The sequence below is a fragment of the Pseudoxanthomonas sp. PXM04 genome, assembly GCF_014851695.1.
GTDB classification, from domain to species: domain Bacteria; phylum Pseudomonadota; class Gammaproteobacteria; order Xanthomonadales; family Xanthomonadaceae; genus Pseudoxanthomonas_A; species Pseudoxanthomonas_A beigongshangi.
This window is the reverse complement of sequence record NZ_JACVAG010000006.1, coordinates 314,254-330,635: the sequence shown is the minus strand read 5'-3', so window position 1 is coordinate 330,635 and position 16,382 is coordinate 314,254. Positions and strand designations below refer to the sequence as shown.

12 protein-coding genes and 2 riboswitches are annotated in these 16,382 nt (G+C 68.7%); of the genes, 6 read left to right on the top strand and 6 right to left on the bottom strand.

Going from position 1 to position 16,382, the window contains the following annotated elements; translation table 11 throughout:
• Nucleotides 1–55: 55 nt before the first annotated feature.
• From IB228_RS16120 to IB228_RS16105, 4 genes are all read left to right on the top strand, one after another.
• Nucleotides 56–511 carry a (2Fe-2S)-binding protein gene (locus tag IB228_RS16120; RefSeq protein ID WP_192199179.1) on the top strand — a complete coding sequence of 152 codons (456 nt, stop codon included), beginning with the start codon at nt 56–58 and terminating at the stop codon, nt 509–511.
• Between the two features lie 56 nt (nt 512–567).
• Entirely contained in the window at nt 568–2,772 is a 2,205-nt protein-coding gene (locus IB228_RS16115) for a xanthine dehydrogenase family protein molybdopterin-binding subunit (protein ID WP_343227097.1), read from the top strand.
• A gap of 10 nt (nt 2,773–2,782) precedes the next feature.
• On the top strand, nt 2,783–3,361 hold the full coding sequence (locus tag IB228_RS16110) for a hypothetical protein (RefSeq protein WP_203323431.1): 579 nt from the start codon (nt 2,783–2,785) through the stop codon (nt 3,359–3,361).
• A gap of 204 nt (nt 3,362–3,565) precedes the next feature.
• On the top strand, nt 3,566–4,645 hold the full coding sequence (locus IB228_RS16105; protein WP_192199233.1) for an alpha/beta fold hydrolase: 1,080 nt from the start codon (nt 3,566–3,568) through the stop codon (nt 4,643–4,645).
• 24 nt (nt 4,646–4,669) lie between these two features.
• Here the strand turns inward: IB228_RS16105 and rarD are convergent, their stop codons facing one another.
• The 5 genes from rarD to IB228_RS16080 form a co-directional block, all read right to left on the bottom strand.
• A complete protein-coding gene (gene rarD, locus IB228_RS16100) occupies nt 4,670–5,587 on the bottom strand; it encodes an EamA family transporter RarD (protein WP_192199177.1) in 918 nt (305 codons plus the stop codon).
• Nucleotides 5,584–6,486, bottom strand: a complete 903-nt coding sequence (gene yedA / locus IB228_RS16095; protein WP_192199176.1) for a drug/metabolite exporter YedA — start codon at nt 6,484–6,486, stop codon at nt 5,584–5,586. The genes rarD and yedA overlap by 4 nt, the downstream gene beginning before the upstream one ends.
• Nucleotides 6,487–6,753: 267 nt before the next feature.
• Nucleotides 6,754–8,946, bottom strand: coding sequence for a carboxy terminal-processing peptidase (locus IB228_RS16090; protein ID WP_192199175.1), 2,193 nt, complete (start codon nt 8,944–8,946; stop codon nt 6,754–6,756).
• Between the two features lie 193 nt (nt 8,947–9,139).
• Nucleotides 9,140–10,174, bottom strand: coding sequence for a lipoyl synthase (lipA, locus tag IB228_RS16085; protein ID WP_192199174.1), 1,035 nt, complete (start codon nt 10,172–10,174; stop codon nt 9,140–9,142).
• A 407-nt stretch (nt 10,175–10,581) separates the two neighbouring features.
• Nucleotides 10,582–12,777, bottom strand: coding sequence for a hypothetical protein (locus IB228_RS16080; protein WP_192199173.1), 2,196 nt, complete (start codon nt 12,775–12,777; stop codon nt 10,582–10,584).
• A 128-nt stretch (nt 12,778–12,905) separates the two neighbouring features.
• Between IB228_RS16080 and IB228_RS16075 the strand changes: the two genes are divergently transcribed.
• Nucleotides 12,906–14,420, top strand: coding sequence for an acetyl-CoA hydrolase/transferase family protein (locus tag IB228_RS16075; RefSeq protein WP_192199172.1), 1,515 nt, complete (start codon nt 12,906–12,908; stop codon nt 14,418–14,420).
• Between the two features lie 345 nt (nt 14,421–14,765).
• Here the strand turns inward: IB228_RS16075 and IB228_RS16070 are convergent, their stop codons facing one another.
• Nucleotides 14,766–15,284, bottom strand: a complete 519-nt coding sequence (locus tag IB228_RS16070; protein ID WP_343227100.1) for an N-acetyltransferase — start codon at nt 15,282–15,284, stop codon at nt 14,766–14,768.
• 58 nt (nt 15,285–15,342) lie between these two features.
• A riboswitch (glycine riboswitch) is annotated at nt 15,343–15,435 on the top strand.
• 10 nt (nt 15,436–15,445) lie between these two features.
• Nucleotides 15,446–15,537: riboswitch (glycine riboswitch) on the top strand.
• A 109-nt stretch (nt 15,538–15,646) separates the two neighbouring features.
• On the opposite strand from IB228_RS16070, the gene IB228_RS16065 reads away from it, so the two are divergent.
• Entirely contained in the window at nt 15,647–16,264 is a 618-nt protein-coding gene (locus IB228_RS16065; RefSeq protein ID WP_183644903.1) for a trimeric intracellular cation channel family protein, read from the top strand.
• Nucleotides 16,265–16,382 lie beyond the last annotated feature (118 nt).

Sequence of the window (16,382 nt, the reverse complement as noted above, 5' to 3'; positions counted from 1 at the left end):
TGTCGCATCCGCGGGCGTAATGTGCCAACTCCCCAGCCGACGCCAGGGATCGAGCATGAAACTGCACGTGAATGGTTCCGAGCACGAGGTCGCGGCGCCGCCCGACATGCCGCTGCTCTGGGTCCTGCGGGACCTGATGAAACTCACCGGCACCAAGTTCGGTTGCGGCATCGCCCAGTGCGGCGCCTGCACCGTGCACATCGACGGCGTCCCCTTGCGCGCCTGCGTCACCCCGGTCTCCGCGGTGGCCGGCAAGAAGATCACCACCATCGAAGGCCTGTCCTCCGACGGACGCCATCCGGTGCAGCAGGCGTGGGCCGAACTGGACGTGGTGCAGTGCGGCTACTGCCAGTCCGGCCAGATCATGACCGCCGCCGCGCTGCTGGCGGTGGTGCCCAGCCCCAGTGATCAGGACATCGACCAGGCGCTGGCGGGCAATCTCTGCCGCTGCGGCACCTACCCGCGCATCCGCGCGGCGGTGCACCGCGCCGCGCAGTTGGGCAAGGCCTGATTTCTCTTCCCCCCGCGCCGGACCACAAGGGCCCGGCATCCGTTCGGAGAATGTTCGTGGACGCCAAGCCTGCGGATTCCGTCGCTTCCTCTTCCCGCCGCCAGTTCCTCAAGGCCGGCGCCGTCCTCGGCGGCGGCCTGGTCATCGGCTTCATCGTGCCGGCCGCCGGCCGCTTCGCGCTGGCGCAGAACGCCGCCGCCGCGCCGGCCACGGTCGCACCGTTCGCGCCCAACGCCTTCCTGCGCATCGCCGCCGACGACAGCATCACCGTGCTGCTGTCGCACTCGGAAATGGGCCAGGGCATCTGGACCACGCTGCCGATGCTGATCGCCGAGGAGCTGGATGCGGACTGGACGAAGATGAAGGTCGAGCACGCACCCGCCGCACCGGCCTACGCGCATACCGCCTTCGGCATGCAGATGACCGGCGGCTCGACCAGCACCTGGTCCGAATTCGATCGCTACCGGATGGCCGGCGCCACCGCGCGCGCATTGCTGCTGCAGGCCGCGGCCACGCGACTGGGCGTGCCGGTGGCCGAACTGAAAACCGGGAACGGTGTGGTGGTGCATGGCGACCAGCGCCTGCGCTACGGCGAACTGGCCGACGCGGCCGGGCAGCTGAAGGCGCCGGATCCGAAGACGCTCACCCTCAAGGATCCCAAGGACTGGAAGCTGATCGGCAAGGGCGCCAAGCGCCTGGACACGCCGGAGAAGATCACCGGTCGCGCGATCTTCGGCATGGACGTGCAGTTCGACGGCCTGCTCACCGCGGTGGTCGCGCGCGCGCCGGTGTTCGGCGGCACGGTGAAATCGTTCGACGCCACCGCCGCCAAGGCGGTGCCCGGGGTGCGCAACGTGGTGCAGGTGCCCAGCGGCGTGGCGGTGATCGCCGATCACTACTGGGCCGCCTTGCAGGGCCGCAACGCGCTGAAGGTGGAATGGGATCGCGGCCCGCACGCGGATCTGGACAGCGCGCGGCTGCGCGAACAGTTCGCCACGCAGGCGCGCACGGCCGGTGCGGTGGCGGTGCAGGCCGGCGATGCGGCCGCGGCGATGGCGCAGGCGGCCAAGGTGGTGGAAGTCGAGTACAGCGTGCCCTACCTGGCGCACGCACCGATGGAACCGCTCAACTGCACGGTGAAGATCGACCCCGAAGGTTGCGACATCTGGACCGGCACCCAGTTCCAGACCGTCGACCAGCAGGTCGCCGCGCGCATCACCGGGCTGAAGCCGGAACAGATCCGCATCCACACCACCTTCCTCGGCGGCGGCTTCGGCCGGCGCGCGACGCCGGTGTCGGACTTCGTGTCCGAGGCGGTGGAAGTGGCCAAGGCCGCCAAGGCGCCGGTCAAGACGGTGTGGCCGCGCGAGGACGACGTGCGTGGCGGCTACTACCGCCCGGCCTACGTGCAGCGCGCCAAGGTGGGGCTGGCCGCGGACGGCACGCCGGTGGCCTGGCAGCAGGTGATGGTCGGCCAGTCGATCACCGCCGGCACGCCGTTCGAGCCGTTCACGGTGAAGAACGGCATCGACGCGACCTCGGTGGAAGGCGTGGCCGATTCGCCGTACGTGCTGGGCACGCCCGCGCACCGGGTGGATCTGCATTCGCCCAAGACCGGCATACCGGTGCTGTGGTGGCGCTCCGTGGGGCACAGCTACAACGGCTTCGTGATGGAAAGCCTGGTCGATGAACTGGCGCACGCGGCGGGGCAGGATCCGCTGGAATACCGCCGGCGCCTGCTCAAGGATCATCCGCGCCACCTGGCCGCGCTGAACCTGGCGGCGGAGAAATTCGGCTGGAGCAAGCCGGCGGCGAAGGGACGCGGCCACGGCATCGCGGTGCACGAATCGTTCGGCAGCTATGTCGCGCACGCGGCTGAGGTCTCGGTCGACAACGGCGTGATCAAGGTCCATCGCGTGGTCTGCGCGATCGACTGCGGCCTGGCGGTGAATCCGGACAACGTCAAGGCGCAGCTGGAAAGCGGGCTGGCGTTCGGCCTGGGCGCCGCGCTGCACGGGCGCATCACCTTCAAGAATGGCGAGGTGGAGCAATCCAACTACCACGACTATCCGGTGCTGCGTCTGCCCGAGATGCCGGTGGTGGAAGTGCATATCGTGCCGAGCACGGACAAGATGGGCGGCGTGGGCGAACCCGGTACGCCGCCGATCGCGCCGGCGGTGGCCAACGCGGTGTTCGCGCTCACCGGCCAGCGCCTGCGTGATCTTCCCTTCACCCTGGCCCCCGCGGCCAAGCCCGCCTGAGGATCCGACGATGCGCGCCGCCGCCCTCTTCTTCATCGCCTTGCTGTCGTTGCTGCTGGCCGCCTGCGGCCCGCGCATCAGCGCCGAACAGAAGGCGCAGGCACTGCAAGCCTTCGCCACCGTCGAGCAGGTGTTCCAGCATCCACGTTGCAGCAACTGCCACATTCCCGGCGATCAGCCTTTGCAGTTCGACAGCCAGACCCCGCACATGATGAACGTGGTGCGCGGTCCCGAAGGCAAGGGCGCGCCCGGCCAGCCCTGCTCCACCTGCCACGGCGAAGCCAATCCGCCGGCCGGCTACAGCGCGCACGCGCCGCCGGGTGCACCGCACTGGCAACTGCCGCCGCCGGATCACAAAATGGCCTGGATCGGCCTGCCGGCCCACGAGCTGTGCGCGATGATCCAGGACCGCAAACTCAATGGCGATCGCGACATGCCCGCGCTGATCAAGCACGTCGCCGAGGACAAGCTGGTGCTGTGGGGCTGGAACCCCGGCGGCAACCGTGCCCCGGTGCCAGTCCCGCACGACAAGTTCGTCGCCGCCTTCAAGACCTGGGCCGACGCCGGCGCCCCCTGCCCCTCCCCGTAGAGCCGAGCTCGCTCGGCGGCTCCTTCGCACCCATCCACCCGCCGCGCTCTCGCGGCGCGGTGCTCCCTTTCCGCGCCAACCGCCCACCCGCCAGGCAAATCCCGGCTTAACCGTCATCTTTCTGTCATCGTTCTGCGATAGCGGCGACGGCTCCCGCGCCGGTAAGGTGCGCGACCGCTGTCCCTCCCCCCGATGATCGCCATGCTGCTGCGCCTGATCGCGCTGGCCTGCGTCTGCCTGTCGCTGGTCGGCTTCACCACTGCCCATCTGCCCGCCCTGTCGCTGAGCGAACGCCTGGCCGCGCCCGGCGGCGTGTCGCCGCTGCTGCCCCGCGATCGCATCGAGGCGATGTTCGCGCGCCTGCCGCATCGCGAGGGCTTCGTGCCGGTGAATGGCGTGCCGCTGTACTGGCGCGCGCTGGATCCGGGCGACTACGGCCTGCGCTACCGCTATGCCGGCGGCACCGCCGCCAACCGCATGGATTTCCAGCTCGACTTCGACGCGGCGGCCACGCCGTCCGCGCAGAAGCCGCGCGGCACCGTCGTGCTGCTGCACGGCTGGATGATGGACGGCGGCTCGCTGCTGCCGTGGGCGCTGGAACTGGCCCAGGCCGGCTACCGCACCATCAGCGTGGACCTGCGCAACCACGGCCGTTCCGGCGTCGCGCCGTCCGGCTACGGCACCCGCGAGGGCGAAGACGTCGTGGCGATGCTGCGCGCGCTGCGCGAGCGCGGCGAGGTCACCGGTCCGCTGCACGTGATGGGCGTGTCCTACGGCGCGGCCACCGCCATCTTCACCGCGCGCGATCTCGGCGTGCAGGCCGGCGGCGTGGTGGCGATGGAATCCTTCGACAACGCCGGCAGCGCGATCCGCGACATGGTGCCGCACATGCTCACCCGCCCGGCGTCGAACTGGCGCGATCGCCTGGCCCTGCCGCTGGCGCGCTGGCGCTACAGCGGCGACAGCCTGAACGTCGCCATCGCCCAGGCCGACCGCAAGCTCGGCCTGGATCTGGACAAGGTGGACGTTGGCGCGGCACTGGCGCAGGCGCCGGCCTGCGTGCTGCTGATCCATGGCGACGCCGACCGGCACATTCCGGTCGCGCATGGCCGCCTGCTCGCGACGGCGTCCAAGCGCGCCCGCTACCTGGAAATTCCCGGCGAGGATCACCTGAGCCTGCCGATGCGGCTGGATCGGCTGGCGCCGACGGTGATCGACTGGTTCGAGCGCACGCCAACGGCGACGCCGGCCTGCCCGCAACCGCTGGCACCGGGCCGCGCCTGAGCGCGGCGCATCACTCCGAGCGCGCTACTCGGTGACCGTGACCGCCACCGGCGGCCGCTGGCGCGAACGCCACAGCCCGTCGCCGGCGAAAATCAGCAGGCCGGTCCAGATCGCGGCAAAGCCCAGCGCCTGCGCCGCGCCGAACGGCTCGCGGAACACGAACACGCCGATCAGGAACTGGATGCTCGGCGCGATGTACTGCAGCAGCCCCACCACCGTCAGCGGAATCCGGCGCACGCCGTAGGCGAAGCCGATCAGCGGAATGGCGGTGACCACGCCGCCGAAGATCAACAGCAGATCGATCTGCCAGCCCCAGCCCTGCAGGAAGCCGCCACCGTGGCCGTTCTCGCCCCAGGCCACGAACGCCAGCGCCGGCAGGAACAGGTACAGGCTTTCCACGCCCAGCCCGGCCACCGCGTCGACCGCCACCAGCTTGCGCACCAGCCCGTACATGCCGAACGACAGCGCCAGTCCCAGCGCGATCCACGGCGGCGAACCGGCCTGCCAGGTCAACCAGGCCACGCCGATCAGCGCGAAGCCCACCGCGACCCATTGCAGGCGGCTCAGCCGCTCGCGCAGCACCAGCACGCCCAGCAGCACGTTGAGCAGCGGGTTGATGAAGTAACCCAGGCTGGTCTCGACCACGTGGCCGGCGTTGACCGCCCAGATGTACAGGCCCCAGTTGAACGCGATCAGCAGGCTGCTCAGTCCCAGCGCGGCCAACGCACGCGGCTGGGCGCGAATCGCGCGCAGCCAGCCCAGGCCGTTCTTCAGCACCAGCCAGCCGATCACCAGCAACGCGCTCCAGACAATCCGGTGGGCGATGATCTGGAACGAGGGCACCACCTTGAGCAGGTGCCAGTACAGCGGTACCACGCCCCACAGGACGAAGGTCAGGCTGGTGATGACCAGCCCCTTGCGATCGATACCGTGCTGGCTCACGAGCGCTTCGCCTTCGCCAGGGTGATCACCACCACGCCCAGCAGGATCAACGCCATCGCGCCCAGGTCATGGGCGCTGAAACTCTCGTGGGCGATCCACGCGCCCAGCGCCACCGCGATCACCGGGTTGATGTAGGCGTAGCTGCCGGCCACCGCCGGACGCACGTTGTGCAGCAGCCAGACATAGGCGCTGAAGGCGACGATGGAACCGAACAGCGCCAGGTAGCCCACCGCCAGCGTGCCCTGCAACGTCGGCCACTGGGTGAAGCGCTCGCCGATCGCCGCGCCCACCACCAGCATGATCACGCCGCCGCACACCATCTGCGCGGCCGCGGACATGAACGGCGATGGCAGATCGCGGCCGCGGCTCCACACCGAACCGTAGGCCCAGGCGATCGGCGCGATCAGCAGCATGATCAGGCCCTTGGGACTGGCGGTCAGCGCGCTGCCGGAGTTGAGCCAGACCACGCCCAGGAAACCGATCACGATGCCCGCCCATTCGGCGCGGCTGGGATGCTGTCCGCGCATGGCGCCGAACAGGCCCATCCACAGCGGCATCGAGGCCACCGCGACCGCGGCCAGACCGGAGGACACGGTCTGCTCGGCCACGCACACGAAGCCGTTGCCGAACAGCAGCAGCGCCAGCGCCATGAAGGCCACGTTCTTCCATTGCGCGCGGGTCGGCGCGGCATAACCGCGCCAGCGCAGCACCGCGTACATCAGCGTGCCGGCGACGATGAAGCGGCCCCCGGCCATCAACAGCGGCGGATAGCCGCCTTCCAGGGCCAGGCGGATACCGAGATAGGTGGAGCCCCAGACGATATAGACCAGGGCCAGGGCGACGACGACGGCGACGCCACCGCGCGCGGGCGCGGCGGTGCTGGAAGCGGAGGAGTTCATGGGGGAGGCGCCAAGCGTATTGACGCTTATTCTAGGCCAGCCCCGACGGCCACGGCGCGACCCCACCGTTGAAAGCTTTCACGGTCCGCCTTTCATCTGGCTCAAGTCTCCCGCCCCATCCTTGTAGGAGCGACGTAAGTCGCGACCGTAAACCCCTTCCCCGGCGTCCCGGAAAACAACCCAACACCCCACCCCGCCGCGAGAACCCCAAAAAAAAGCGCGACCCGAAGGCCGCGCTTTTCTCATCTCTACAAACCACGTCCGGCTTCAATCCGCCCAGCGTCCCGGTCCCGTCGATTCCGGCAGCACCTGCGCCGACAGCTTGCGGTCCTGGTTCAACACGCCGATGGCGTCACCCAGGATCGCCGCCGATTCGCGCAGCAGCGGATCCGGACGCTTGTCGACCAGCTTCTCGCGGGCCGCATCCTTGACGATGTCGCGCTCGCTCGCGCCCAGGCCGTCGTCGGCCAGATCGTCGGCCAGCGGATCCAGCGCCAGTCCCAGCGCCTTGCGTTCGGCCTGGCGCGCCTTGAACTGCGCATCCTGCTTCTCACGCTCAGCGCGGCGCTCGGCCTCGTTGAGCGAGACGTACTTCTTGGCCGCCTCGGCACGGAACTGAGCCACGTCCTCCAGCTTCCACTGGAATTCCTTGTCCTTGGCCACGCGCGAGGCGTGCAGGGCTTCCAGCTTCGGCAGCAGCGGCGCGAAGTTGCCGTACTGGGTGTGCGGCACCGCGGCGATGCGGGTCCACGGCAGCGCGTTGTCGTAGGTGCTCTCGCCGTATTCGTTGGCGTCCACGCTCACCGGGAACGCGATGTCCGGCACCACGCCCTTGTGCTGGGTGCTGCCGCCGGCCACGCGGAAGAACTGTGCGATGGTCAGCTTGACCTGGCCGAAGCGCGCGGTCTCGTTGGCCGGCCAGCGATCCAGATCCACCATGTTCTGCACGGTACCCTTGCCGAAGCTGGTCTCGCCGATCACCAGGCCACGGCCGTAGTCCTGGATGGCGCCGGCGAAGATCTCCGAAGCCGAAGCCGAACCGCGGTTGATCAGCACCGCCAGCGGACCGTCCCAGGCCACGCCCGGCTTGCGATCGCTGTTGACGGTGACGCGACCGCCGGACTCGCGCACCTGCACCACCGGGCCCTTGTCGATGAACAGGCCGGTCAGCTCGACGGCCTCGTCCAGCGAACCGCCGCCGTTGTTGCGCAGGTCCATGACCACGCCGTCGACGTCCTGGGTCTTGAACTGGGCCAGCAGCTTGGCGATGTCGCGGGTGGCCGAGGTGAAGTCGTTGGGATTGCGGCGACGCCCCTCGAAGTCCTGGTAGAACGCCGGCAGCTTGATCACGCCGATGCGCCGCTGCGGCTCGCCGTTGGCGGCCGGCAGGGTGATGGTCTCGGCCTTGGCCGCCTGCTCCTCCAGCTTGACCTTCTGGCGGGTGATGGTGACCTGCGCGTGCTTGCCGTCGATGCCGGATTCGACCGGTATGTATTCGATCCGGACCTGGGTGTCCTTCTTGCCGCGGATCTGGGCGACGACATCGTCGATGCGCCAGCCGATCACGTCGGTCATCGCGCCGGACTTGCCCTGGCCGACCGCGACGATGCGATCGCCGACCTTGAGCTTGCCGCTCAGATCCGCCGGGCCGCCGGGCACGATCTCGCGGATCGCCACCAGATCGTCCTGCCGCTGCAGCACCGCGCCGATGCCTTCCAGCGACAGCGACATCGACTGGTTGAAGTTCTCGGCGGTGCGCGGGGTGAAGTAATCGGTATGCGGGTCGATCGCGCCGGTGTAGCTGTTGAGGAACGCCTGGAACACGTCCTCGCTCTTGAACTCGTCGACGGTGCGCTGCAGGTTGGCGTAGCGCTTGTCCAGGGTCTTGCGGATGTCCTCGGGCTTCTTGCCGGCCAGCTTCAGGCGCAGCCAGTCGTTCATCACCGACTTCTTCCACAGCGCATCCAGTTCCTCGGTGCTGGCCGCCCACGGGGCGTCCTTGCGGTCGTACTCCCAGCGCTGGTCGCCGCTGAAGTCGAAGTCCTGCTTGAGCAGCGAGCGCGCGTAGGCCACGCGCTGCTGCACGCGCTGGCGGTAGATGGTGAAGACGTCGTAGGCCGGATCCAGTTCGCCGCTGCGGACCGCCTCGCCCATCTGCGCCTTGAGCGGCGCGAACTTGGCCACGTCGGCGGCGGTGAAGAACTGCTTGCCGCCGTCCAGCGCTTCCAGGTAGCGCTTGAAGATGTCCGCCGACAACGTTTCATCCAGCGCGCGCGGGCGGTAGGCGTAGCGGCTGTCGGACAGCAGGCCGTAGACCAGCTTGGAGGTGGTGGCCTGATCCGCGGTGGGCGCGGTCGGCAGCGCGACGCGGTTGTCGCCATCGCCACGCGCCAGCAGCGCCAGCGGCGACGCCAGCGCCAGGGACAGCAGGAGGACGGCGGGGACTTTCTTCACTTTCATCGGGTACTCGCGGCCCGGAGGCCTTGCAGGAGAACGGCGGGGACATCTGACAGCCAGACAGTGCCCAAAGTTGCGGCGCTTGTCATCCCTGTCTTTCGGCAGACGGATGGGCCTGCCGAAAGAGACCCTAACCCCGGGCCCGTAGAGAAAAGTGAACCTGTTTCGGCTGGCCGTCCGTCGGCCAACCCGCGGTTCAGCCGGCAGCGGCGTTGCGGGCGCTGGCCGCGGCCTCGGCGGCCTGGCGATCGGCGTGGTAGGACGAACGCACCAGCGGGCCGGAGGCGACGTGGCTGAAACCCAGCTCGTTGCCGTAGAGCTCCAGCTCCTTGAACTCTTCCGGCGTCCAGTAGCGCATCACCGGGTGATGGTGCGCGGTGGGCTGCAGGTACTGGCCGATGGTGACCATCTCCACGTCGTGCGCGCGCAGGTCGCGCAGGGTCGCCTTCACCTGCTCCATGGTCTCGCCCAGGCCCAGCATGATGCCGGACTTGGTCGGCAGCTCCGGATGCTGCTGCTTGAACTTCTGCAGCAGGGTCAGCGACCACTGGTAGTCGGCGCCGGGGCGCACGTTGGGGTACAGGTCCGGCACCGTCTCGATGTTGTGGTTGAACACGTCCGGCGGATTCACCGCCAGGATTTCCAGCGCCCGGTCCATGCGGCCCTTGCCGCGGAAGTCCGGGGTCAGGATCTCGATGCGGGTGCCCGGCGAATGCTCGCGGATGGCCGCGATGCAGTCGACGAAATGCTGGGCGCCGCCGTCGCGCAGGTCATCGCGATCCACGCTGGTGACGACGACGTACTTCAGGCCCATGTCGGCCACGGTATGCGCCAGGCTGAGCGGCTCGGACGCATCCGGCGGCTTGGGCCGGCCGTGGGCGACGTCGCAGAAGGAACAGCGGCGGGTGCAGACCTCGCCCAGGATCATGAAAGTCGCGGTGCCGTGGCCGAAGCACTCGTGGATGTTCGGGCAACTGGCCTCCTCGCACACGGTGACCAGCCGGTTCTCGCGCAGCTTGGCCTTCAGCCGCGCCACCGAACCGTCACTGGGAATGCGCACGCGGATCCACGAGGGCTTGCGCAGCACCGGCGCGTCGGCGAACTGCACCGGCGAACGGGAAATCTTGTCGCCGCCCAACTGCTTGACGCCCGTTTCCAGCGGGGCGGAGGCGGTGGCGGCGGCGGTGGAAACGACCTGGAGGGGAATCTGGCGCGGGGAGGACTCGTTCATGGCGTGAATTCTACGCCTCCCCCACCCCACCGACAGCCGCGATTGCCAACCCGACCGGAATCCAGCATTGCAACGACGCCGCGCCCTTGCGAATCCCGGATCCCAAATCCCGAATCCCGGACAATAAAAAAGCCCGCAATGGCTAGGCCAGTTGCGGGCTTGCTCCCTCCCCCACGTCGGGATGCGGGGCCATCGTGAAGGAGCGGTTGCGGGGCTTGCACGCTGCACTGCAAAACAAAACCGGGCAGTACATTTGAGCCGGGAACGGGGTTTTTCCGAAAAGCCTTGTTCTGCTTGGATGTTACCGATGCCAGACCAATTTTCGGGCCGATCCTGTAACCGGTTTCACGATTCACACGGCTGAAACCTGAATAGGGGCCAAACCGTTCAACTGCGCAAAACGGTCCTCAACGCAGCAGATCCGGCTGCCCCTGGTACCACTCCCGCGCCTTCACCAGGTGCCAGCGGCGGGCATTGTCCTGCAATTCCAGCCCCGCGCTGAGCACGCCCCAGCACGCGTAGAGCTGGCCGCTGCGACGCGGGCCCTGCAGGCGCAGCCGGGCCTGCAGGTCGAAACGGTCGTTGTTCGCCTTCACCCGGTCCAGCACCAGCACGTCGTCGCGCCACTGCACCCGGCCATCGGCCTGCGCCTGGCCGGCGTCGACCAGCCGGTAGACCCATTTGGGGTAGTCCTTCTTGCGCGAGAACAGCGCCAGCAGGAAACCCACGTCCTTCATCTGCACCGCCGCGCTGCCGCCGGCGCTGAGCGGGCGATCCACGTCCAGGCGCGCGCGATCCAGCCGCAGCTTCGCCCACCAGCCACTGCGCGCATCGCCGCCGGGTTCGCGGAAACCGAGGTTGCGGAACTGCACGGTGCTGCCGTCGGCGACGAACGCGCGCCGCCGCAGATCCGCGCGGCGCAGGGCCAGGCCGATGTCCACGTCGCCGCGCAAATCGATTCCGGCCAGATGCATGCGCGCACCGCGCCCGGTGATGCGCAGGCGGCCGTGGCCGACATCGCCGGCGGTATCCAGCGACAGATCGCCGCTGAGGAAACCGGCGCCGCCGTCGAAGCGCATGTGCCGGCGCGGCAGGTACGGGTTGTAGACGCGCAGGTCCGGCACGTTGGCGTTGTCGAACACCACCCGCCCGCGCATCGCGTTGCGCAGGTCCTGCAAGGGGCCATCGGCGTTGAGGAACAGGCGCAGGTTGCGACCCTGCACATAGGGACGCTGCGGTGCGCGCACCGAGGCGACATGGAACTGCTCCATCACCGCCTGCAGCCGCGGCACCAGTTCGCCCTTGGGACCGGCGTCCAGGCGGATATCGGCGTGGGCGCGGCCGCGGATGCGGTTGCCCATCACATCGGCCACCGCGTCCACCTCCGGCACGCCGATGCGGCTGCCGGCGGCCAGTTGCCCGTTCACCACCTGCACGTCGGCATCCACGTCCCCCGCGCCTTCCAGTTGCAGCCACGGCGTCCGCGGAAACAGGCTGGTGATCCAGTGCAGCGAGGAGAACCGCCAGCGCCCGACCACGTGTCCGGACGCGCGCGGCAGCAGCGAGGGGAAATCGCCCAGCGGAAGCTCGCGCCCGCGCAGGCGCAGATCCGCGTCCACCGACATCCGGCCCTGGGCGAGCGGCGGCGCCTTCACCTTCAGCGCGATGTCCTGGCGATCCACCGCCAGCGCGATGCCCAGCGCGTCGGTGCGGGAGACGCCGGATGCGTCGCTGCCGCGGATCGGCATGCTCCATTGCAGGCGGCTGCCCGGCGTGAGCGCGCCCCTGGAGAAACCGAGATCGATATTGGCCTGGCCGCGCCCGGGCACGAGCGCGAGGGTGACGCCGCCCGGCACCGGAGTGACGTCGATGGCGCTGGTGATGCCGCGCAGCTTCAGCCGCGCGTCGGTCTTCAGCAGCTTGCGCAGGCCCGGCGCCTCCTCGCGGCGGTGCCTGGCGATCGCGAAGGTGGCTTCCAGCTCCGCCTCGCGCAGCACCTCCTCGCCATCACGGGCCAGGCGCGCCTTGCGGAACGCCGCGCGCGAGGGCAGCAATTCCATTGGCCCGCCGCGAAGTTGCTTGACGAAACCGACCTGTGCGCTGCCTTCACCGTCCAGGCGCAGGCCGTCGAACTCGCCGCGGGTCAGGCTGTCACTGGTGATGCGATCGAAGCGCAACACCCAGCCGCCATCGCGCGGCGGCGGCACCGGCAGCTCGCGTTCGGCGCGATGGACGCCGCCGCTCACGCCGTCGGCCTGTACCCACGGCACGTGCAGTTCCCGTCGCAGCAGCGGCCACAACGCAATCTCGCCCTGCACCGCGCTGGCCTGCGCCTGCCAGGCGATGCGCCGCACCTGGCCCTGCAGTTTCACCTCGCGCAGGCTGACCCGTCCGGGCCACCAGCTGTGGCCGCCGGCCCAATGCATCTGGAATTTCTCCGGCTTGCGGTTGAGCGTGCGCTCGCCCAAAGCGGTGTTGATCCACAGATTGGCTGCGGCCAGGTACAGCGCGTACAGCGCCAGCAGGGCCAGGGCCGCGCGCAGCAGCCAGCGGCGTGTGCTGCTCCAGCGGGGGGCGAGCCCGGAAATCGACGTCCTGTTCATACGCACAGCATGCCCGAACCACGGGACACGAAACATCGCATGCGGTGTATTCCCCGATCGTCTTGGCCCCCGGGCCGGGTCCGCGGGCGATAATGCGCGCTTTCCGCTTTCTGGTTCCGCTCCCCCGCATGTCCAGCGACCGTATCCGCCATCCGCGCCTGCGCGCGCTCGCCGTTTCCGCCGAAGAAGCCGCCGCGCACATCCAGCCCGGCGAGACCGTGGCCATGAGCGGATTCACCGGCTCGGGCTATCCGAAGGAAGTGCCGCTGGCACTGGCGGCGCGGATCGACCGTTGCCACGCGCAGGGCCAGGGCTTCCAGATCCGCCTGCTCACCGGCGCGTCCACCGCGCCGGAACTGGACGGCGCGCTGGCCAAGGTCGACGGCATCGCCCTGCGTTTGCCGTTCCAGAGCGATCCGGACACCCGCCAGCGCATCAACGCCGGCACCCTGGAGTACCTCGACACCCACCTGAGCCACGTCGCCCAGCACACCTGGTTCGGCTTCTACGGCGAGGTCGATACCGCGGTGGTGGAAGTGTCGGCCATCCGCGAGGACGGTGCGCTGGTGCCGTCCACCTCGGTGGGCAACAACAAGACCTGGCTGGATCTGGCGCGCAAGGTGATCGTCGAGGTCAACGACTGGCAGCCCGAAGGCCTGGACGGCATGCACGACATCTACTACGGCACCGCGCTGCCGCCGCACCGCAAGCCGATTCCGCTGATCCATCCGGACGATCGCATCGGCGACACCGCTCTGCGCTGCGACCCGGACAAGATTGTCGCCGTGGTGCGCACCCACGGCCCGGATCGCAACAGCCCGTTCAATCCGGCCGATGCGACCAGCGAACGGATCGCCGCGCACCTGATCGAATTCCTGCAACACGAAGTGAAAAAGGGCCGGCTGCCGCCCAACCTGCTGCCACTGCAATCGGGCGTGGGCAACATTCCCAACGCGGTGCTGGCCGGCCTGAGCGCCAGCGGCTTCCGCGACCTGACCGCGTTCACCGAGGTCATCCAGGACGGCATGCTGGACATGCTGCGCGACGGCGTGCTGCGCAGCGCCTCGTGCACCGGCTTCGCGCTGAGCCCGGAAGCCAACGAGGTGTTCAAGCAGAACATCGGTTTCTACCGCGAGCGCATCGTCATGCGCACGCAGGAAATCTCCAACCATCCGGAACTGGTGCGCCGGCTCGGCTGCATCTGCATGAACGGGATGGTGGAAGCGGACCTGTACGGCAACGTCAATTCGACCCACATCATGGGCTCGCGCATCCAGAACGGCATCGGTGGCTCCGGCGACTTCGCCCGCAACGGCTACCTTTCGATCTTCCTCAGCCCCAGCACCGCCAAGGGCGGCAGCATCTCCTCGCTGGTGCCGATGGTCAGCCACGTGGACCACACCGAACACGACGTCTCGATCATCGTCACCGAACAGGGCCTGGCGGATCTGCGCGGCCTCTCGCCCAAGCAACGCGCGCGCGTGCTGATTGCGCAGTGCGCGCATCCGGATTACCGCGACGCGCTGACCGACTATTTCGAACGCGCCCTACATGCCAGCTATGGCCGCCACACCCCGCACCTGTTGCCCGAGGCACTGTCGTGGCACCAGCGGTGGCTGGACACGGGCAGCATGAAGACCTGAAAGAGCAAGCGCTTTTCAACAGCCGCATGGCTGATCAATCCCCCTCGGTCCCCCTTCTTCGAAGGGGGAGGTAAAAGCAGAAGTCGCAGCATCGATAGCCCCCTTTGCAAAAGGGGGCGGGCACCTGCGCAGCAGGTGACGGGGGATTTGCTTTTGGCGCCAAGAGCAAATCCCCCTCAGTCCCCCTTCTTCGAAGGGGGAGGCATAAGCAAAGGCGCCACATCGATAGCCCCCTTTGCAAAAGGGGGCGGGCACCTGCACAGCAGGTGACGGGGGACTTGCTTTTGGCGCCAAGAACAAATCCCCCTCAATCCCCCTTCTCCGAAGGGGGAGGCAAAGCCAATGTCAGTCCCGCGCGGTTTCCGTCGCCTCGAACGCCACGCTGTACGCCACCGGCCCCTGCGGCCGGCTGCCATCCAGGGTCAACGCCATGAAGTATTCGGCCGGTGCGCCCTCGTAACGCAGCTCGGCCTCGTTCGCGAAACCGAAACGCGCGTAATACCCGGGATCGCCCAGCACCACGCAGCCGCCCGCGCCGGCCTGGCGCAACCGGGCCAGGCCGGCTTCGATCAGCGCGGCGCCGATGCCGGCGCCCTGGCAGTCCGGCGCCACCGCCACCGGCCCCAGCCCGTACCAGCCGGCCGCGCCATCGCCGATGGCCACCGGCGAAAACGCGACGTGGCCGATCACCCGCCCATCCTGTTCCGCCAGCAGCGACAGGGTCAGCTCGTCGCGCGCGCGCAACGCGTCGACGATCGCCGCCTCGGTGCCGCTGCTGTGTTCGGCAACGGCGAAGGCCTTCGTGATCAGGGCACGGATGGTGGGCGTGTCGGCGGGGGTTTCGGAGCGCAGCGCGTAGGCGATCATGGGGACAGGCAGGCCAGTGGAGCCGGTATTTTCACATCGGTCTCTGCTAAAGTGCGCGCCGGATGCAGGAGAGCGGAGCCGCACGGCTCCCGCCGAAGGCGCAGGCTCCCATAATCGCTCAGGCCCGGTTGCTGGACGCAGCCATCCACTGCATCCACCCACGCCGATCTGGAGAGAGGTCTTCGATGACCCGCCGAAGGGGCAAGCGGCCCACGCCGCCGAACTCTCAGGCAAAAGGACAGCGGGAGCGGCACCGGATTCCGGTCATGAATTGAGTGTTCCGTCCCACGCGTCTCCGCGCGTGGAGCGCGTGCGCGCAAGTCTTGCGGTGCCGGCCACCTCCCGTCGGAACCTTCTCCATGCTGCTGTCCCTGATCTACCTCGTCGCCATCACCGCCGAAGCCATGACCGGCGCGCTGTCCGCCGGCCGTCGGCGGATGGACCTGTTCGGCGTCGTCATCATCGCCTCGGTCACCGCGCTCGGCGGCGGCTCGTTGCGCGACATCGTGCTCGGCCACTACCCGCTGGGCTGGGTGAAGCATCCGGAATACCTGGGCTACACGATTGGCGCGGCAATCGTCGCCACCTTCGTCGCCCGCTGGATGCATCATCTTCGCCAGGCGTTCCTGTGGCTGGATGCGCTGGGCCTGGTCGCCTTCACCCTGATCGGCTGCGCGATCGCGCGCGAGGCCGGGCACGCGCCGGCCATCGTGGTGATCGCCGGCATGCTCACCGGCACCTTCGGCGGCGTGCTGCGCGATGTGCTGTGCAACGAGATTCCGCTGGTATTCCAGAAGGAATTGTATGCCAGCGTCTCGCTGCTGACCGGCGCGGCGTATCTGCTCCTGCTGCACGCGGGCGTGAATGAGTCCACCGCCACCCTGGGCTGCCTGGGCGGTGGCTTCCTGCTGCGGCTGCTGGCGATCCGCTACAACTGGGACGTGCCGAAGTTCGTCTATCGCGGCGAAACGCACTGATCGCATCGGGCGACGCGCGCATCCCGCGATGGCGCTCCGCGCAGGAGCGGCCCCGGGATTGCGCCGACGATCCGGAGAGAGGGGAACGGATCGCCGTCGCGCCCGGGCCGCTCCTGCG